The 19,348-nt window shown below is 64.1% G+C and carries 14 protein-coding genes and 1 tRNA gene; 6 read left to right on the top strand and 9 right to left on the bottom strand.

Annotation, left to right across the window (positions count from 1 at the left end; all coding sequences use genetic code 11):
* Nucleotides 1–56: 56 nt before the first annotated feature.
* The 3 genes from H9627_RS11740 to H9627_RS11730 form a co-directional block, all read right to left on the bottom strand.
* Nucleotides 57–2,072, bottom strand: a complete 2,016-nt coding sequence (locus H9627_RS11740) for a glycoside hydrolase family 3 protein (protein ID WP_191734224.1) — start codon at nucleotides 2,070–2,072, stop codon at nucleotides 57–59.
* Nucleotides 2,073–2,141: 69 nt separating this feature from the next.
* Nucleotides 2,142–3,056: an RluA family pseudouridine synthase gene (locus tag H9627_RS11735; RefSeq protein ID WP_191734223.1), complete on the bottom strand. Its 915-nt coding sequence runs from the start codon at nucleotides 3,054–3,056 to the stop codon at nucleotides 2,142–2,144.
* A gap of 51 nt (nucleotides 3,057–3,107) precedes the next feature.
* Nucleotides 3,108–3,932, bottom strand: a complete 825-nt coding sequence (locus H9627_RS11730; RefSeq protein ID WP_225213810.1) for an endonuclease domain-containing protein — start codon at nucleotides 3,930–3,932, stop codon at nucleotides 3,108–3,110.
* Between the two features lie 516 nt (nucleotides 3,933–4,448).
* Between H9627_RS11730 and H9627_RS11725 the strand changes: the two genes are divergently transcribed.
* From H9627_RS11725 to H9627_RS11715, 3 genes are read left to right on the top strand one after another with little or no spacing between them, the layout of a single operon-like run.
* Nucleotides 4,449–5,843: an MBL fold metallo-hydrolase gene (locus H9627_RS11725; protein ID WP_191734221.1), complete on the top strand. Its 1,395-nt coding sequence runs from the start codon at nucleotides 4,449–4,451 to the stop codon at nucleotides 5,841–5,843.
* Between the two features lie 37 nt (nucleotides 5,844–5,880).
* Nucleotides 5,881–6,486: a rhodanese-like domain-containing protein gene (locus H9627_RS11720; protein ID WP_191734220.1), complete on the top strand. Its 606-nt coding sequence runs from the start codon at nucleotides 5,881–5,883 to the stop codon at nucleotides 6,484–6,486.
* Nucleotides 6,487–6,540: 54 nt separating this feature from the next.
* The gene (locus tag H9627_RS11715; protein ID WP_191734219.1) at nucleotides 6,541–7,395 is read left to right on the top strand and encodes a sulfite exporter TauE/SafE family protein; all 855 of its coding nucleotides are present in this window, start codon (nucleotides 6,541–6,543) and stop codon (nucleotides 7,393–7,395) included.
* Between the two features lie 4 nt (nucleotides 7,396–7,399).
* Here H9627_RS11715 and H9627_RS11710 read toward each other — a convergent pair whose 3' ends face one another.
* The 3 genes from H9627_RS11710 to H9627_RS11700 form a co-directional block, all read right to left on the bottom strand.
* Nucleotides 7,400–7,939, bottom strand: a complete 540-nt coding sequence (locus tag H9627_RS11710; protein ID WP_191734218.1) for a hypothetical protein — start codon at nucleotides 7,937–7,939, stop codon at nucleotides 7,400–7,402.
* Nucleotides 7,940–8,053: 114 nt separating this feature from the next.
* Nucleotides 8,054–8,129: transfer RNA gene (locus H9627_RS11705), tRNA-Thr, on the bottom strand.
* A gap of 81 nt (nucleotides 8,130–8,210) precedes the next feature.
* Nucleotides 8,211–9,455 (bottom strand): DNA polymerase III subunit delta', encoded by a 1,245-nt coding sequence (locus H9627_RS11700; RefSeq protein WP_191734217.1) that lies wholly within the window; start codon nucleotides 9,453–9,455, stop codon nucleotides 8,211–8,213.
* Between the two features lie 64 nt (nucleotides 9,456–9,519).
* On the opposite strand from H9627_RS11700, the gene H9627_RS11695 reads away from it, so the two are divergent.
* Both H9627_RS11695 and H9627_RS11690 read left to right on the top strand, forming a co-directional pair.
* On the top strand, nucleotides 9,520–11,046 hold the full coding sequence (locus H9627_RS11695) for an adenylate/guanylate cyclase domain-containing protein (protein WP_191734216.1): 1,527 nt from the start codon (nucleotides 9,520–9,522) through the stop codon (nucleotides 11,044–11,046).
* A gap of 276 nt (nucleotides 11,047–11,322) precedes the next feature.
* Complete coding sequence (locus tag H9627_RS11690; RefSeq protein ID WP_191734215.1) at nucleotides 11,323–12,093, top strand: Ltp family lipoprotein; 771 nt, start codon at nucleotides 11,323–11,325, stop codon at nucleotides 12,091–12,093.
* 58 nt (nucleotides 12,094–12,151) lie between these two features.
* On the opposite strand, the gene H9627_RS11685 is transcribed toward H9627_RS11690, so the two are convergent.
* The 3 genes from H9627_RS11685 to H9627_RS11675 all read right to left on the bottom strand — a co-directional run bounded on the left by H9627_RS11685 (nucleotide 12,152) and on the right by H9627_RS11675 (nucleotide 16,571).
* A complete protein-coding gene (locus tag H9627_RS11685) occupies nucleotides 12,152–12,871 on the bottom strand; it encodes a lysoplasmalogenase family protein (protein ID WP_191734214.1) in 720 nt (239 codons plus the stop codon).
* Between the two features lie 3 nt (nucleotides 12,872–12,874).
* Nucleotides 12,875–15,868, bottom strand: a complete 2,994-nt coding sequence (gene topA, locus H9627_RS11680; RefSeq protein WP_191734213.1) for a type I DNA topoisomerase — start codon at nucleotides 15,866–15,868, stop codon at nucleotides 12,875–12,877.
* A 499-nt stretch (nucleotides 15,869–16,367) separates the two neighbouring features.
* On the bottom strand, nucleotides 16,368–16,571 hold the full coding sequence (locus tag H9627_RS11675; protein ID WP_006770210.1) for a cold-shock protein: 204 nt from the start codon (nucleotides 16,569–16,571) through the stop codon (nucleotides 16,368–16,370).
* A gap of 321 nt (nucleotides 16,572–16,892) precedes the next feature.
* On the opposite strand from H9627_RS11675, the gene H9627_RS11670 reads away from it, so the two are divergent.
* A complete protein-coding gene (locus H9627_RS11670; RefSeq protein WP_191734212.1) occupies nucleotides 16,893–19,286 on the top strand; it encodes a DEAD/DEAH box helicase in 2,394 nt (797 codons plus the stop codon).
* Nucleotides 19,287–19,348: the final 62 nt, after the last annotated feature.

Below are 19,348 nucleotides of genomic sequence, written 5' to 3'. Positions count from 1 at the left end.
CACGAGGTTACCGATTCCCCGGCGGCCGGGTCGCGGGCGTCGGCGGGCCCGAACGCCTAGAACGTCAGCCCATGCCCATAGGCGTACGCGACCCCGGTGGAATCGACATACACATAATCATCGCCAAGGAACTTACCCGGCACATCCCGCGGTGACTCCGCGATCGCCTCAGCGGAGGCCGGCACGGTCAGCGGCAGCTTGCCTTTCGGCCCACCGCCCTCACCAGCCAGGGACACCAGCATGAGTTCCGGTTTGATCTCGAAGGTCGCGACCACGGCCGCAGCCCCCGGTTCCAGCTCGGACAGGATCCACGGGTTGGTGAAGTTGACCGCCAGAATGGTCGGGACGGTGGCCTGGATCTCGCGGACACGGTCCACATCCACACCGTTGTCACGCGGATCCACCGACAGGGACACACCCTCCAGGTCATCCTCGAACAGGGCGATCTCCGGGCGGGCCCAGACAAACGCCAGATCCGCCTCGGCCTCGGAGCTGACCAGCTCCACCTGCGGGAACACCTCCCCGAACGCCTCCTCCAGCTGACGCTGCACCTGCTCGATCTTGGTGCGCCCAGTCACCCAGGCGTATACCTTCAGGGCCTTGTCGAGGTCCATGGGGAGCAGTCGGGCGTCGTTACGCAAAAGGGTGACCGACTCGATCTGCGCCTTACGGCCCAGCGCCGCCACCGCCTCCGCGCCGATCGCGGCACCATCGGTGACGTACGGGTTCTCGAACAGGCCGAGCTGAAAGATCTCGGCGAGCAGGCGCGCGACGGGCTCGTTGAGCTCCGACTCCTCCAAATGCCCCTCGGCGACGGCCTCCAGCAGGCGCGCCGGGTTGGCCATATCGGAGAAGATGGCGGTGCCGGCCCGCACGGCCGCGGCGAAGCGCTCGGGTTCAGAGAGCTTCTCGACGCCCCACATCATCGCATCAATCACCCCCGAATCGGAGTTGATGTAGCCCTCAAAGCCCATCTTCTCCCGCAGCAGATCCTGGAGGAAGGTGCGGTTGTAGGCGAACGCGACCTCCTCGAACTGCGTGGTCGGGTTCATCCACAGCTGCTCCTCCAGCTGCGGGGCGGAGTTGTTCATCGGGCGCGCGTAGTACGGCATGATCGAGGAACACCCGGCATCCACCGCCGCCTGGAATGGGGGCAAATGGTACTGGTAGAGGGCATTTTCGGTGGGGTACTCATTGGTCTGGCCCCAGGCGAAGTGCGGATCATGGCCATCCAGGCGCACGCCACCGCCGGGGAAATGCTTGATGGTGGTGGCCACGGATGCGCTGCTCAGCTCGGGGCCCTGCATGCCGCGGACCACCGCGCCGATGTAGTCGGCGATGAGCTCCGGATCCTCACCGAAGGTGCCGTTGAAACGTGACCAGCGCGGCTCGGAGGCCAGATCCGCCATGTACCCGTAGAGCTTGTGGATACCCCCGGCACGCCACTCCTTCGCGATCTCCTCACCGAAGGTCTCCATCAACTCCGGATCCCGCAGCGCGGCCAGACCTAACTCGCCCGGCCATTCGGAGAACACACCCGCGGATTCATTGACACCGAACTGCGCCACCAGAGCCACATGGTTACGCGGGTTGGAGGTGAACACCACCGGGATGCCCAGGCGGGAACGTTCGGCGACCTCCTGCACGGCATTGGTCCAGGTGGTCAGATCCTCAGGTGAGAGGTTGTCGCGGACGATGAGGTACCGCTGGTGACGCTGGTTGATGGCGGTGTCGGTGGCAGAGGTGACCAGCACCGGCTCGAGGAAGGGCACGCCCGTGATGGGGTTCTCGGTGCGCCAGACATCCTCATCATTGAGCAGCTGGCCTTCCTTCGGGTTGGGCAGGAACTTCGAGTAACCCGGGTGGTGGGAGCCGATGATCATCAGGCCCGCCTTCTCCTCCGCGGTCATCCGGCCGACCAGATCGCGGGCGCGCTCCTCGGGGGTGAGTCGCCAATCTTCATAGGGGGAGAGCTGGCCGTCACCGTCGAGGTCCTTGAATTTAAAGCCATCGACCTCGATGATTGCGGCGGCGCGGGCGCCCAGATCAGGCTGTGTGACATGCTGCGACATAATGGTAATCCCTTTCGACGTCTTCCCTCAAGGTTAACCGATTTTCCAGCCCGTGGTAGGTGGGAAGTGTCACAGGTGCTGCAGGTCCCAGTGGCCGGGAACCGGTGCCGAGAATTTCCTCGTCGCCCCATCCGGCATGGGCACCGTGAGCTCGGCGGCATGCAGAAACATATGGGTGGCACGGGCGAGTGGATCCCCGTATTTCCGATCACCGATGATCGGATGCCCGGCGTGCCGGGCATGCACCCGGATCTGATGTTTACGCCCGGTGGTCAACCGCGCCTTCACCAACGTGGCCCGATTACCGAACCTCCGCTCCACCTCAAAAAGGGTCAGCGCGGACTGCCCGTCGGGATGAACCCGCACAGTGGTGGCGGTGCGCTGCAGCGGGGCATCGATCTCCGTGAGGTGGTCGGGCCAGCGCCCACGCACCACAAGCGCGTATCGACGCGGTATCGCCCGGTCATCCTCCCGCAGGAGCTGCTGAATATGCCGCAGCATGGCAGGGGCCTTGGCCACCATGAGCAACCCCGAGGTCTCACGGTCCAGGCGGTGGGCCAGCTCCAGATCGGGCTCGGCCGGCCTGAGCTGCCTTAGTGCCTCGATGACTCCCCCGGCAACCCCCGTGCCGGTGTGCACCGCGATATCCGCAGGCTTATTCAGAACAATCAGATCCGCATCCTCGTGGATGATGCTGTTGTCGATTTGGTTGAGCAGCTGTCTGGGCAGCGGCGCGGGTGGGGGCAGATTCTCCGGCAGGTCCATCTGCAGCATCTTCAACATATCCCCAGGCTGCGTGCGGTAATCGGGCTTGGCCTTGCGACCATTCACCTTGATCTTCCCGGTGCGCAGGTTCCGGAAAATCAGTGAAGCGGGCACACCCTTCATGTGCGCCCGCAGATATTTATCCAACCGTCGTCCCGCGTGTGCCTCCGGGATCTCCACCTCCACGAAGGTGGGCTTAAGTTTCGTCTCCATGGCCATAGCACCTTACCAGGAATAAAACCCCAGCTGAAATGGGAAAAATTCATTGCGCTACGCAATGCGACCGTTGCGCTGTTGGCGGGCAAGGTCCACCTCCTCCCCCACCCTCGCCAGGACTTTCCGCCACTCCGTCTCACTATTCAGGATGGTTGAGGTGGCCTCCAGAATGGTCCACCCCGCCCAGCGCAGATCATTGGCACGCTGCGCATCCCTGGCGCGTGCATCCCGGTCGAAATGGTGGGCACCCTGATACTCGATCCCCACCTTCAGAACCGGATCACCCACATCCACAAAATAGAACCCCTCCCTCCCCCGCACCCTGATCTGGGGTTTCCACTCCTTGAAACCAGCGCGGTGGAGCCTCACCCTGACTATCGATTCCGGCCTCGACTCCGCCAACGGATTCACCAGGGCGGATATCCCCGCCGTGCCCGGATCCTTCCGAAGCCTGCCGAAGAGATCCAACTTCTGTCGCACCAGATGATCCAGGACCGCCACCTGCTCCTCGATTCTGGCCCCGTCACGGTAGCGACCCCAACTGTCGGGCCTGGCGAGGATATCCACCACCGCCTGAACCGCCGTTACGGTGCGCCTTCCGTTGATCATGTGGACATCTTCTTCCACCAGCCGCAGAATGTTGCCCCTGTGGGCACGAACTGCCGGGGACTTCCGCGGAATCGAGATAATCGGTGTCCACCCGTCCAGGTTGAGGGTGAAACCCATATTGCTCAGAGCCGCAAAACCACGGAGCATCCCGTGCGGACAACGCATCAGGAGCGCCTGGGTGACCAACTCGGGATCATCAGCCCGGTCCCGGTGCAGGTAGATGCTGCCCACAACCTTCCGGTAATACTTGGCGAAGGTCGGCCTGGACATCACTCCGGCAACCTCGCTGTATCGCACCGGGCGGAGAATCACTGCTTTTTCCATACCCTGTAGGACTGCCCAAACCCCGCGCGGGTTCCCGGCGTTTTAAGGCGTTGAGGGTGGCCAGATGGCCTGGGACCTGGGTAGATGCCGTTCGATCGCTTAAACGGCGATCTGGAGGTGCGACTTTTCCGGTGCCTGATTGCCGGGATTGCACAATTTCGACACACCGGGCCGCCGGCGCGGGGTCGGTGTCGAAAAAGTCGAACCGACCACCCGCCAGAACGCGAAAAATTCGACACAGCCAGCCCAGATTCGGCCAGCTGTGTCGAAAAAATCGAACCGAGCGGACGCCCAGCCCCAACTCCGCCATCTGCCGGCATCTCCAGGCACCCACAGCACAGCCAAACCCGCCCCACCAGCACTTTTACATACCCCCCACCGTATAACTTGATACCCCGGGGGGTATATGGCATAGTGGTGTTCGCACACCCCACCACTACGAAATTCTGGAGTGATCCCCTCATGCTGCTGCACCGTTTCTATGACGAAGACCTTGCCCAGGCCAGCTACTTCATCGGCTGCCAGGCACAGAACACCGCTGTTGTCGTCGACCCCCGTCGCGATATCACCGACTACCTCGAACTGGCCAGGCACCACGGCATGACCATCACCGGCGTCACCGAGACCCACATCCACGCCGACTACCTCTCCGGCACCCGGGAACTGGCCACCGCCACCGGCGCTGACATCTACGTTTCCGGCGAGGGCGATGAGGACTGGCAGTACGGTTTCGATGGCACCCGCCTCTATGACGGTGACACCATCACGATCGGCAATATCACCATCGAGGCCAAGCACACCCCGGGCCATACCCCTGAGCACCTGTCCTTCCTCATCACAGACGGTGCCTTCGCCAACACCCCCGGCTACCTGCTCTCCGGCGATTTCGTATTCTCCGGTGACCTCGGTCGCCCGGATCTGCTGGATGAGGCGGCCGGCGGCGTCGATACGCGTTTCGGTGGCGCCAAGCAGCTGTTCGCCAGCCTCAAGAACGTCTTCCTCACGCTGCCCGACCATGTCCAGGTCTACCCCGCCCACGGTACAGGATCTGCCTGCGGCAAGGCCCTCGGCGCACTGCCGTCGACCACTGTTGGATACGAGCGCAGCTACGCCTGGTGGGCCCCCTACCTGGAAAACGACGATGAGCAGGGCTTCATCGACGAGCTGCTCGCCGGCCAGCCCGATGCGCATGCCTACTTCGCCCGGATGAAGCGTCAGAACAAGTCCGGCCCGGCCGTCCTCGGATACCCGCTGGCACCGCTGCCGGAGTTCACCGGCTCAGATATCGCCGCCGAAGTCGAGGCCGGCGAGAAGATTGTCGTCGACACGCGTCACCACAGCGAGGTCCACGAGGGCACCGTGACCGGCGCCGTCAACGTCCCCGGCCTCGATAAGTCCGCCACTTACTCGGCGTGGGTCTTCGACCCGGAGACCGACACCGGCCGCCTGGTTGTGCTCGCCGCCGATGAGGAGGAGGCCGCGGCCTACCGGAATCACTTCATGCGCGTCGGCATTGATGAGGTTGATGGATTCATCACCTCCCTCGACGGCCTGTCGATGACCACCCCGGAGATCCTGCCGCAGGGCGAACTCGAGGGCCACGAGCACACCATGCTCCTTGACCTGCGCAACAAGACCGAGCACGCCGACGGCCACATCCCCGGCTCCAGCCAGCTCTCCGGCGGCCGCGTCCTGTGGAACCTGGATCAGCTGCCCGCAAAGGACGACACGATCGTCACCTACTGCCAGTCCGGTGTCCGTAACTCCGTCGCGGCCTCCGCTTTGCGACGCCACGGCTACACCATCGTCGAGCTCGAGGGGTCCTACCTCGGCTGGCTGGCACACAACAACAAGTAACCACCCCATCTCTCCGAAAGACAGGAACCCTTCACCTATGACTGCCACCACCACCATCACCTCCCTCGAAGCAGAGGACCTCAAGGCACGGCTCGCCCGGGATGAACAGCTGATCATCATCGATGTGCGCACGCCGGCGGAGTTCGAATCACTACATATCCGTGGTGCCTACAATGTCCCACTGTCCATGCTCGCGGAGCACACCGCGGAGTTCGCCTCACGTTTCCAGGACGGTGTGGTTCTGGTCTGCCAGTCCGGTATCCGTGCGGAGGAGGCCCGCGAGAGGCTCGCCTCCGCCGGCCTGGAATCCGCCAGTGTACTCGCCGGAGGTACCGCAGCCTTCGCCGAGGCCGGTGGTGATGTCGTGCGTGGGAGGAAGCGGTGGGCCATGGACCGTCAGGTCCGCATGGTTGCAGGTTCCCTGGTTCTGGCCGGGTTCGTCGGTTCCCGCACCCTTGCCCGGCCGGTTGGTTTCCTCTCCGCCGCTGTCGGCGCCGGCCTCACCTATTCCGCGCTGAGTGATTCCTGCATGATGGCCACCGCCCTATCGAAGATGCCGTGGAACAGGGCATCGGTCACCCCGACCCTCGAAACCACAGTCAACAACATTCCCGTGGTCACCGGAGCGGTCACCCGTTCCTAAATCCATATCCGTGGGCTCACACCCGACCCCCTCCCCCAAGAAAGGGCAGGAAAAATGAGTATTCTCCTCGCAGTTGTTGTCCTGCTCGCCACCCTGGTCGGGCTCAGCCTCGGACTCCTCGGTGGCGGCGGCTCCATCCTCACCGTTCCACTCCTGACCTATGTCGCCGGCATGGACGCGAAGGAGGCCATCGCAGCGTCACTGTTCGTTGTGGGCGCCACGTCCGTGGTCAGCACCATCGCCCATGCCCGGCGCGGCAATGTGCAGTGGCGCACCGGGTTGATCTTCGGTGTGGCCAGCATGGCCGGCGCCTTCCTCGGTGGTCTGCTCGGTGGGTTCATCCCGAGCACGATCCTGATGGTCGCATTCGCCCTGATGATGCTCGCCACGGCCACCGCCATGCTGCGCGGCCGGAAGAAGAAGGCCGACACCGGGGAGAAGAAGGCCCTGCCCCTGGGCAAGATTCTCGCCGAGGGTCTGGCGGTCGGCCTGGTCACCGGTCTGGTCGGTGCCGGCGGTGGGTTCCTGGTGGTTCCCGCCCTGGCACTGCTCGGCGGTCTGCCCATGCCGGTCGCGGTGGGTACCTCCCTGCTGGTCATCTCCATGAAGTCCTTCGCCGGACTGGCTGGTTATATGACCTCGGTCAGTCTCGATTGGTCGCTGGTGCTCGTGGTGACGGTCGCTGCCCTGGTCGGAGCGCTCATCGGTGCCCGTCTGACCTCGGTGGTGCCGGAGCAGGCACTGCGCAAGGGGTTCGGCGTGTTCGTACTGGTCATGGGCGTGTTCATCCTCTACCAGGAGCTCCCCGCCCCCTGGGGGCTGGTGGTGGTCGGCGTGGCAGTGCTGCTTGCGGTCGTCGGCCTTGCTTATCGACGCTTTAACCGCTCCACCCAACCTGTCTCCAGCTAAATACTCAACCCCCGGTAACCCCCGTCCAGATTCTGGAAGGGGGGGTTACTGCGCAGGACACCTGGCCGCGTAGTCGCCAGATGAGGGCCGCACCCGTCAACACCAGCCCGACAAGGGCCAGGTACGGCTGGACGGGAGCAAACCAGGTCAGGGCACCGGAATACCCCAGTGCCAGGAGTGCGAGCTTGTTGCACACCGGACAGCCCACGGCGAACCAGGTGAGTACTCCGCCAGCCAGTCCCAGATGGCTGGACCGCTGGGGACCGGCATCTGATCGGTCCGTCGACACGTAGGTTGCGATGAGCATGCCGGAGAAGATCGAGGTCAGGATCCACACCGGGTAGTTCCACCACACCGGTGGGATATCCCGCCCGAAGATGGGATTGGGAATGAGCACGCTGGACAGGCCAATGATCAGGGCGACCCCCACCGTGGCCATCACCGCGGCGAGGACATGACGGGGAGTCCAGAGGGACAACGCGGTGAGGATGTCGGGGCGTGTACGCCCCGGCCGCTCAAGGATGGGGACGGTCATTTTCTCCATGGCCTCCAACCTGCCATAGATCAACGACATCATCTACCCCGGCCCGGGTGCCCCGGAAACACAATCAAGGCCACTCTCCCTGAAGGGAAAGTGGCCTTGAACTGCTGTTGTACGTGGAGCCGCTTAGGAGAATCGAACTCCTGACCTTCTCATTACGAGTGAGACGCTCTACCGACTGAGCTAAAGCGGCACGGTGACAACACCGATTGCTGAGTTTACAACACTCTTTCGGTGTCGCCACAATCAGGGGCACCAATCAGCCCGGCCAAAGCTAGCGCACCTTGTAGGCCTTGCGCAACCGGCCCACGAGCGCATCCATCGCCACCACGGGGCGGACGTTCTGCCCGAAGTATTCGCGGCTCTTGTTGATGGCATCGAGGCAGTCCAGCAACCCCTCCGGGGTCACCCTGGTGGCCAGTTCCGCAGACAGGCCCTCCATGTCGGGGTGGGTCAGGCCCACCTCTGCACCGGAGGCGATGACCAGGGCATCACGGTAGATCCCGGCCAGGTCGATCAGGGCCAGGTCGAGTGCATCGCGAAGGAAACGGGTGCGGCGTTTCTTGTGGTTATCCTCCAGTGCCTTGAGCTGCCCGCTGGTTCCCTGCAGTGCCTTGTGCACGCCCTTGCCACGGGAGCCCATGCCGAGGGAGGTCTCCAGTTTCTCCCGCTCCTTCTCCTCCAGTGGTTCGAGGGTTTCCCCCATCTCCTTCTCGATGCCCTTGATCAGCGAGTTCACCGCCTGGAAGGCCTGGTCGCCGTGGAAGATGAGTTCGGAGAGGTTGAGGATATTGGCGCGACGGACCTGGACCTTCTGGTTGTGTGCGAGGTGTCGGGCCCGCCCGATGTGCCCACCCGAGGAGGCGGCGGCCAGGCGGGCATCGTCTTCGGCCACCCCGCCCTCGCTGACGAGAATGCGGGTGACCTGGTCGATGGTGGGGGTCGGGATATAGACATGCCGGCACCGGGACCGCAGGGTGACCATGATGTCCTCCGGGTCGGTGGAGGGTGCACACAGGATGATGATGGTGCGCTCCGGCGGCTCCTCCACCGTCTTCAGCAGGGCGTTGCCGGCGGGTTCGGTGAGGCGGTCGGCATTTTCCAGGATGATCACCCGCCAGTTGGACACCGTGGGCAGACGGGCGGCGTCGTCGACCACGGTGCGCATCAGGTCGATGCCGATGGACAGCTCATGGGGTTGGATGAACACCACATCACCGTGGGCGTCGGCCAGGGTGGCCCGGCAGTGTTCGCATCGTCCGCAGCCCACCTCATCCGGGTCGGAGCACACCAGGGCGGCGGCGAAGGCCCGTGCCGCCACGGAACGGCCGGAACCGGGCGGGCCGGTAAAGAGCCAGGAGTGCGTGAAAGTCGAATCCCTCGCAGTCCCCGCGTCACCGGCCCCAGCCCCCGCTCCACCGTCGCGCGCGATCTGGCGGGCGGTGGTGGCGGCGTCGATAAGCGTCTGCACAACCGCAGGTGGGCTGGCCAGGTTGTCGAAGACACGGGAGTTACTCACAACGTCCACACTAATAGGTTGGCACTGCCGGTCTCATGTCCGCAGGCACGATAGAGTATTGGGCATGAGTCGACTGCTTCAGGCATTGAAATGGCTGTGGGGCACTTCGTGGCCGCTGTACGCTGCGATGGTGCTGGGCACCAACGTTCTCGGCGCGCTCGCGATCATGCTGTTTGTCCGGTATCTGATCCCCCATCCGACCGAGGCCAGTTTCGACTCCGACATCTCCTACCTGCCGGTTGTCGGTGGTGTGTACGTGGTGTTCGCGGTGCTCGTGGGCATCCTCGTGACCTTCCTGATGTTCCGCCCGGTGCTGGACTGGCAACGCCACCCCGAGGAGCATGATCCGAACATGGTGCGCAACCTGGTGATGCGCATCCCCATCTACCAGGCGATTCTGTGTGCTGTGGTGTGGTTCATCGGCATCATCATCGCCACGGCCATCACCGCCACCATGTCCACGCCGCTGGCGGTGATCGTGTTTGTCTCCACCATGCTAGCGTGCGCAGTGGTGTCCCTGCTGACCTTCCTGGAGGCCGAACGTCTGGTGCGTCCCGTCGCGGCCACCGCCCTGGCGCGGCGCTACGAGGATTCCACCCTGGAACCACCGGTCAGCCAGCGCCTGCGGATGACATGGGTGCTCACCATCGGCGTGCCGGTGCTCGGCATCCTGCTGATGATCCTGGGATACAACTCCGGCATCTTCGGCGAGGACGCCTCCGTGATCCTGCCCGCCATCATCTCCCTGGCACTCGCCGCGATGGTCACGGGTTACTTCGGCACCAGCCTGGCGGTGGCATCCGTGGTGGATCCCATCCTGGAGCTGCAGGACGCCATCGGACGGGTGCGGCGCGGTGACAACGATGTGCAGGTGGACATCTACGACGGTTCCGAGATCGGCGTGCTGCAGGCCGGCTTCAACGAGATGATGCGTGGCCTGCGTGAACGCCAGCGCGTGCGTGATCTCTTCGGCCGGTATGTCGGTGATGAGGTGGCCCGCCGTGCGCTGGAGGAACGCCCGACCCTGGGTGGCGAGGACCGCAAGGTCGCCGTCCTGTTCGTCGACGTCATCGGTTCCACCACCTTCGCCGTCAACCACGCCCCCGAGGAGGTTGTGGAGGCGCTCAACGAGTTCTTCGAGCGTGTCGTGGAGGTGATCCACCGCAACAAGGGTGTGATCAACAAGTTCCAGGGCGATGCCGCACTGGCCATCTTCGGCGCTCCCCTGCCACTGTCCGATGCCACCGGCCACGCCCTCGCCGCCGCCCGCGAGCTGCGCATCGAGTTGAAGGACCTGCAGCTCAAGGCCGGTATCGGCGTGGCCGCCGGGCATGTGGTCGCAGGTCACATCGGTGGCCACGACCGTTTCGAGTACACCGTCATCGGCGACGCCGTCAACCAGGCCGCGCGCCTCACGGAGATCGCCAAGACCACCCCCGGCCGCACCGTCACCAACGCCTCCACCCTCCGCGAGGCCAACGAGGCCGAGCAGGCCCGCTGGACCCTCATGAAGTCCGTGGAACTGCGCGGGCGCGGCGAGATGACCCAGCTGGCCCGCCCCATCCGGGCGACCCTGGCCGACCGGTCCTGAAAGAGCTTGTCGACGCCTCCCCCAGCCCCCCTCCACCCGCTTAACCCAGAGATCCTATTCCCAGAAAACAGTAGTGATCTCTGGGTTAACTTATGCCCTTTCTGGAAAGAGGATCTCTGGGTTAATGAAAAAGTAGGCGGAAGAGTAGAGTCCACCCCTTCCTTATCGAACCTGCAGCCTAATCCGTAGGCTGCACTAAAGGCGTCATTAGCGCAGCTCAACTACAATCCGAGGTGGTTAGCCTACCTGTTCTATCACCTCCTTTTCGTCGCGGTCATGTCCGGTGTGACTCCTACCTTGATCAGTGAGACATCAACCCGCCCCCTCACCGATCAGGAGCCCCGAGCCATGACCACCCCATCCATACCCCACAATGCTGCACCGAAGAAGAAAGGTGGTTGCATGAAATGGGGCGCCGGCATCGTCGGTGCCATTGTCACCATCAGTATCTTCTCCAACCTCGGTGATGACAGCGATGACACCACCACTGCATCCATGGACCGCGATGCGACCACCTCTGTCACCTGGGCAGCGGAGGAACCCGATAGCGCTGCACCTGAGGCTGCTCCTGTTGCTGCGGAACCGGACAACTCGGTCCCCACCGAGTACCGTTCCGCCCTTCGTCAGGCTGATACCTACGCCAACTCCATGCACATGTCCCGGCAGGGACTCTACGATCAGCTAACCTCCCAATACGGCGGACAGTTCACCGCAGAGGCGGCACAGTACGCGGTGGATAATGTCACGGCCGACTGGAACGCCAACGCGCTGGAGAAGGCGGAGTCGTACTCCGACTCGATGCACATGTCCAAGCTGGGTGTCTATGACCAGCTGATCTCCGAATACGGAGAGCAATTCACCCCTGAGCAGGCCCAGTACGCCATCGACACCATCGAGGCCGACTGGAACGCCAACGCCCTGGAAAAAGCACGCAGCTACCAGGAGAACATGAACATGTCCCCCGGTGCGATCTACGACCAGCTCATCTCATCCTATGGAGAGCAGTTCACCGCGGCGGAAGCTGATTTCGCCATCGCGAATCTCTAACCCCGCACCGCAACGGACCGCGACACCAAGGACGGTGTCGCGGTCCGTTATTGTGCGCTCAGGTCAGTGGTGATCGTGAGGAAAACAACCCGTCGACAAGCAGCAGCTGCGCCACGGTGTAGGTGCCCATGACCGTGGCGTCGGCCACACAGGCGGCGGGGGTGCCCGGTGTCAGGAGGGTCTCGCGGGCGAACAGCACCGCATCAGAGATGAGGAACAGGTTGCCCCCGTGCCCGAGACCGTACGTGGCGGGATCATCGGGGTTGATGAGGGCGGGATCATCGGCCAACACCGAGGTGGTGGCCAACAGTCCGCCGTAGCCGAGCACCACCGGCAGCAGCCCCGGTGCCTTCCTGGCTGCCAGCACCGTGGCCGCGGCGAGCGGCACAGCACGGATGGCGACGCGGGTGATGCTGGGGCGGGCACCCCGATTGAGCAGAAGATAGATATAAGCCGCGTGGTTGGCGGCGAAACCGGTGGCCCCGGCCCGGATGTTATCCGGTTTCATCAACGCCAGATCACCTGCCCAACCGCCGGCCAAAGCCACCACACCGGCAACCCGGTCCGGGGCTCCCGAACGCCACACGCGGCCTGACAACAGGGGCATGAGAGCGGGTTTGGTGACCTTCTTCGGTCCAGACCACCCCAGCAGTGATGCCAGGATGTTGGTATCCGCCGCCACCAGGTAGGCGGCCCGCTCAGGTTCGCGGCCCGCCCCGGCAACCGCGGTGACCAGGGCCCGGACACCCTGCCGGGTGCGTTCGATGAACCCCGTCACCGTCTACGACTGCTTCCTGGAACCGGCCTTCACCACGCGCTTGGTGGTCTGGGGAGCACGCTTGGCGGTGGTTTTCTTGGCCGTTGTTTTCTTCGCAGTGGTTTTCTTCGCGGTCGTCTTCTTCGCCGGCGACTTCTTGGTGGTCTTCTTCGCAGCACCACCTCCGTCGGCGGCTTCCTTGGCGCGACGCTCAGAAAGCAGCTCATTGGCACGCGCGTCGGTCAGCGACTCCGGAACATCGCCCTTGCGTAGGGAGGCGTTGGTGGTGCCGTCGGTGACATAGGGTCCGAAGCGGCCGTCCTTGACGGTCATCGGCTTACCGGAGACGTCATTGTCACCCAGGGTCTTCAGCGGTGGCTGCGCGGCGGTGCGGCCACGACGCTTCGGCTCCGCGTAGATGCGGCGCGCCTCGTCGAGGGTGACCGTGAAGATCTGCTCCTCACTGCTCAGGGAACGGGAATCAGTACCCTTCTTCAGGTACGGACCATAGCGGCCGTTCTGCGCGGTGATCATCTCACCATCGGCAGGATCCACACCCACCTCACGCGGCAGGGACAGCAGCTTGAGGGCCTCCTCAAGGGTGACCGTGGCGGGTTCCATACCGCTGAACAGCGAGGCGGTGGCCGGCTTGAGGGTTTCCTCCACCAGCTGGTTGATACGCTTTTCCTTTTGGGCAGCTGCGGTTTTGGTCTCCCAGTTCTTCGCGCGCATCCCGTCGGCGGCGCGCTGTTCATCCTCGGCCTTGCGCTCAGCGGCGACAACCTTCTCGGCCTCGACCTCCGCGCCGGCACGCTCATCCTCGGTGACCTGCTCGGTGACATAGGGGCCGAAACGACCCTCCTTGGCCACGATCATGCGGCCGTTGGCGGGGTTGATACCCAGTTCGCGTCCGCCCTGCGGGGTGGCGAACAGTTTCTCCGCCACCTCGAGGCTGAGCTCATCGGGGGTGGTCTCCTCCGGGAGGTTGGCGCGCTGATATTCCGGCTCACCTTCGGCGGTGGTGCCCACGACACGTTCGATGTAAGGGCCGTACCGGCCGACGCGGACGAAGACGGGGCGGCCCTGTTCGTCGTCGAAAAGCTTGAGCGAGTTCACCGACCGGGCGTCGATCTGCTCGAGGTTCTGGTCCACGAGTGCCTTGAGGCCACCCTGGCGGGCGACGGATTCCGCCATGGAATCATCGGCCTCGGCGTCACCGAAGTAGAAACCGCTGAGCCACTCGGTGCGGCCCTCGCGGCCGGCGGCGATGTTGTCCAGCTCATCCTCCATGGAGGAGGTGAAGTCATAGTCGACCAGGGAGGTGAAATTGGCCTCCAGCAGGCCGACCACCGCGAAGGCAACCCAGGACGGCACCAGGGCATTACCACGGGAGTAGACGTACCCGCGGTCCTGGATGGTCTTGATGATGGAGGCATAGGTGGACGGACGCCCGATGCCGAGGTCCTCCATCTTCTTCACCAGCGAGGCTTCGGTGTAGCGGGCCGGCGGGTTGGTGCTGTGGCCATCGGCGGTGATATCGGTGGCGGTCAGGGCATCGCCCTCGGTCAGGCGCGGCAGACGCTTCTCGGCGTTGTCGGCCACATCGCGACCATCGGCGGTGGGGGTGGTTTCCACATAGGCACGCAGGAAACCGGGGAAGGTCAGGGTGCGGCCCGTTGCGGTGAACTCGGTCTTCTCCCCCGAGGTGGCCGCACCGGCAATGGTCACCTTCATGGAGGTGCCTTTGGCATCCGCCATCTGGGAGGCGACGGTGCGCTGCCAGATCAGCTCATAGAGCTTAAACTCCTCCGCATCGAGCTGACCATGCAGCTGACCGGGGGTGGCGAAGGTTTCACCGGCGGGGCGGATCGCCTCGTGGGCCTCCTGGGAGTTCTTCACCTTGCGGTCATAAGTGCGCGGGGTGGGTGAGACATACTCACTGCCGTAGAGCTCCAGGGCCTGGGCACGCGCGGCCTTGAGTCCCTGCTCCGACAGGGAAGTCGAATCAGTACGCATATAGGTGATGTGACCGTTTTCGTACAACCGCTGCGCGATGCGCATGGTGCGCTCGGAGGTGAAGTGCAGTTTGCGGCCGGACTCCTGCTGCAGCGTGGAGGTCATGAACGGCGCATAGGGGCGGCGGGTGTACGGCTTCTCCTCCACGGAGGCCACCGACATCTCCTGGCCCTGCAGCGCGTCGGCCAGTGCCTCGGCGCGCTTCTGGTCCACCACGACCACGTCGGAGGTCAGCTCACCGCGGTCGTTGAAGTCACGGCCCTGGGCCACACGCTGACCGTCGATGGTGGCCAGACGTGCGCTGAAGGTGGAGGGGTTGTCCGCATCCGCCTGCGCGGAGGCATCACCGCGGAACTGGGCGGACAAATCCCAATAATCCGCGGAGATGAACGCCATGCGCTCACGTTCCCGCTCGACTATGACACGGGTGGCCACCGACTGGACACGACCAGCCGACAGGCGCGGCATGACCTTCTTCCACAACACCGGGGAAACCTCATAACCGTAAAGACGGTCGAGGATACGGCGGGTTTCCTGCGCATCCACCAGGTTCACATCCAGCTCACGGGTGTTCTCCACCGCGGCGAGGATCGCCGGCTTGGTGATCTCGTTGAACACCATGCGGCGCACCGGCACCTGGGGCTTGAGCACCTCGAGCAGATGCCAGGCGATGGCCTCACCCTCACGGTCGGGGTCTGTGGCCAGCAGAAGCTCATCGCATTCCTTGAGCTTGGCCTTGAGGTCTGCGACCTTCTTCTTCTTATCTGGGCTGACCACATACAACGGGGAGAAACCGTGCTCGGTGTCCACACCGAGGCGTGCCCAGGGTTCCTTCTTGTACTTCGGTGGGACATCTGCGGCACCACGTGGAAGATCACGGATGTGACCGACCGAGGCTTCAACGATGTAGTCGTTACCCAGGTACGGCTGGATCTTGCGTGCCTTGGTCGCCGACTCCACGATGACCAGACTCTTCTTCCGCGATCCCTGTTGTTCTGCCACGGGGCTGCATCCCTCTCATTGACTCCAGCGCCCCTGATGGATTCCGGGGCCACTGTTTCTACGTTGTTGTTCACCGACCATCCCCACCCGATGTCACTCGGGTGCCGGGATGTCCAGTTCTGTTGAAAAGCATAACCACACCGGTGCAGCTTTCCCTGAATCCGTCACCCCTCATGGGGTTCCCGCGATCCCGGGCCACCCCGCCGCGACACCATGTACGACGCTCTGCGCGACACCATGTACGGGCCGGGGAAACCACCTGGGAACCTGACCGCCCTGCCCCCGCGCGGGGACTGTTCGGCATGTTCGCCATTGCCCTACACCGTACACAGTATTATTTAGGGCTCCTGCAAACATGGGGAAAAATTCCCCTGGCATACACTACGCACACTCTTCACCCGGTGCGCCTGAACTGCCCACCAACCACCCGCACCCACAGCCCCCATGAAACGCGAAAAAACCGGTAACCATGGTTACCGGTTTCTTGATTCAGCTGCGTTTAAACGGCGCGAACCGACTGTGCCTGAAGGCCCTTGGCGCCTTCGCCGATCTCGAACTCTACGAGCTGGTTCTCCTCGAGGGTACGGAAGCCGTTGCCCTCAATCTCGGAGTAGTGGACGAAAACGTCAGCGGATCCGTCGGAGGGAGCGATGAAGCCGAAGCCCTTCTCCGGGTTGAACCACTTAACTGTGCCCTGTGCCATTTGTCTTACCTTTACTGATTGGAAAAAATACCGGGTTCGATGCCCCCACGACCCACAGCGTGTGGACCATTCAGTGACATCTGGCCGTTGCTGCTCGAACGTCAACAGTTTGAAATGCCGACGCCCGCGTCTATCCTTGCGAGCGTTAAACACTACGCACTGAAACTGCGACCTGCGGACAAGTCTTTCACGTTTCCCCCGCCAGCGATAGTCTTACCCAGGATAAACTCAAGTTTCAGCAGGTCAACCCCGCTTAACGCCATGACCAGCGGGGGTGATTGCCCAACCACCCCCGATTTTGAGAACGAAAAACTACCCACTATGTCAGGCATCAACGCCCACCGAAGTGCCACCCCGAGTTTCGGCGAGGATCTCGCCGGGATCATCACCCGTCGCTACCCGGAGTCCACGTTGACCCACATGGTCACCCTGCCGGCGCGGTCAGCCCGCTTCGCCCCGTGGCCGGAGTGGGTGCCCGCCGGGCTGCGTGAAGAGCTGGGGCATCGGGGCGTCGACAAGCTCTATGCCCATCAGGCCGAGACCGCCGAGCTCGCCTGGACCGGGCATCATGTGGTGGTGGCCACCGGCACGTCCTCCGGCAAGTCGCTGGGGTACCAGCTGCCCATCCTGGCCACCCTGGCCGCCGACCCCACGGCGTGCGCGCTGTACCTGACCCCCACCAAGGCGCTGGGGTCGGACCAGCTGGCGGCGGCGTCCTCGCTGATCCGCGCCACCCCGGAGCTGTCCGGCGCCGGCATCCACCCCGCCCCCTATGACGGCGACACCCCCGGCGAGGCCCGTTCCGGCATCCGGGAACTGTCCCGGTTTGTGTTCAGCAACCCCGATATGGTGCACGCCTCGCTGCTGGCCAACCATGCGCGGTGGGCGCGGGTGCTGCGGCATCTGCGGTTCATCGTCGTCGATGAGTGCCACGCCTACCGCGGCGTGTTCGGCGCCGGCATCTCGCTGGTGCTGCGGCGCCTGTTGCGCATCGCCGCCCACTACGGCTCCCACCCCACGGTGATCCTCGCGTCCGCAACCAGCACCGATCCGGCGATCCACGCCTCCCGCCTCATCGGCGCCCCGGTGCGCGCGGTCACCGATGACGGCGCCCCCACCGGGGAACGCACCGTGATGCTGTGGGAACCCGGTTTCATCGAGGGAGCGGAGGGGGAAAACGGTGCACCGGTGCGCCGGGCCGCCAGCACGGAGGCAGCCCACCTGATGGGCACGCTCATCGCGGAGGGCGCGCGCACCCTCACCTTCGTGCGTTCCCGCCGCCAGGCGGAGATCGTCGCCCTGCGCACCCAGGAGGAGCTGTCCCTGCTGGGTCGGCCGGATTTCGGCGCGCGCGTGGCCCCCTACCGGGCCGGTTACCTCGCGGAGGACCGTCGCCGGTTGGAACGCATGCTTGACGACGGCACCCTGCTCGGCGTCGCCACCACCAACGCCCTCGAACTCGGCATCGATGTCGGAGGGCTGGACGCCGTGGTCACCGCCGGTTTCCCCGGAACCATCGCCTCCTTCTGGCAACAGGCCGGCCGCGCGGGCAGGCGCGGACAGGGTTCCCTGGTTATCCTGGTCGCCCGCGACGAACCGATGGACACCTACCTGGTCCACCACCCGGATGCCCTGTTGGCCAAACCGGTGGAGGCGGCCGTTTTCGATCCCACCAACCCCCACATCCTGCGTGGTCATGTCTACTGCGCGGCGGTGGAACAACCCCTCACCGAGGCTGAGGTGGAGGCCTTTGGCGCGCGGGAGGTCGTGGAGGAGCTCACCACCGAGGGGTTCCTGCGCCGGCGACCCCGCGGCTGGTTCGCGGTCCACCGGCCGGCCGGTGACCTGCCAGAGGAGCAGGAGCTCACCCCGGACACCGCCCACCAAATGGTGAACCTGCGTGGCGGATCGGGGTCCGAGTTCATGATCGTGGACTTAAGCGACGGCCGTCTGCTCGGCACCATCGATGCCGCACGCGCGATGTCCCAGGTCCACCCCGGCGCGGTGTACCTGCACCAGGGTGAACACTTTGTCATCGATGAACTCGACATCGACGAGCAGCTGGCACTCGCCCGACCGGAGAACCCGGAGTACACCACCTTCGCCCGCAGTGACACCGATATCCGCATCACCGGTTCCCCGGATGAGGATGAGGTGTTCAACCCCGGTGGGGGCCTGTGGGTGGCCAATGTGGCAGTGGAGGTCACCGACCGGGTCACCGGTTTTGTCACCAAACTGCCCGACGGGACCACGCTAGATGCCACACCGCTGTATCTTCCCCCGCAGAAACTCAACACCCGTGCGGTGGCCTACACCATCGATCCACTGGCCTTAAGCGCCATGGGGATTGCCCCGGCCGATATCCCCGGTGCGCTGCACGCCGCCGAGCACGCCGCCATCGGCATGCTGCCACTGTTGGCCACCTGTGACCGGTGGGATATCGGCGGGGTCTCCACCGCACTGCACCCCGACACCGGGTACCCCACCGTGTTTGTCTACGACGGCATGGAGGGTGGCGCCGGCTTCGCCGACTGTGGCTTCCGACGGTTCGGCGAGTGGATCGAGGCCACCTTCGAGGCGGTGCGCAGCTGTTCCTGCGAGTCCGGGTGCCCGAGCTGTGTCCAGTCCCCCAAGTGCGGCAATGGCAACAACCCCCTGAACAAGGCCGGTGCGATCAAGCTCCTGGGCGCGATGGTGACGCTGCTGCAGGGGTGATCATCCAACCCTTGACGGTGCGGCATCTACTTTCTAGAATGGAAAGTACTTTCTCCCTCCTT

The organism is Corynebacterium gallinarum, from assembly GCF_014837045.1.
GTDB lineage: Bacteria > Actinomycetota > Actinomycetes > Mycobacteriales > Mycobacteriaceae > Corynebacterium > Corynebacterium gallinarum.
The sequence above is the reverse complement of the archived record's forward strand: the minus strand, read 5'-3'. Positions and strand labels throughout refer to the sequence as shown.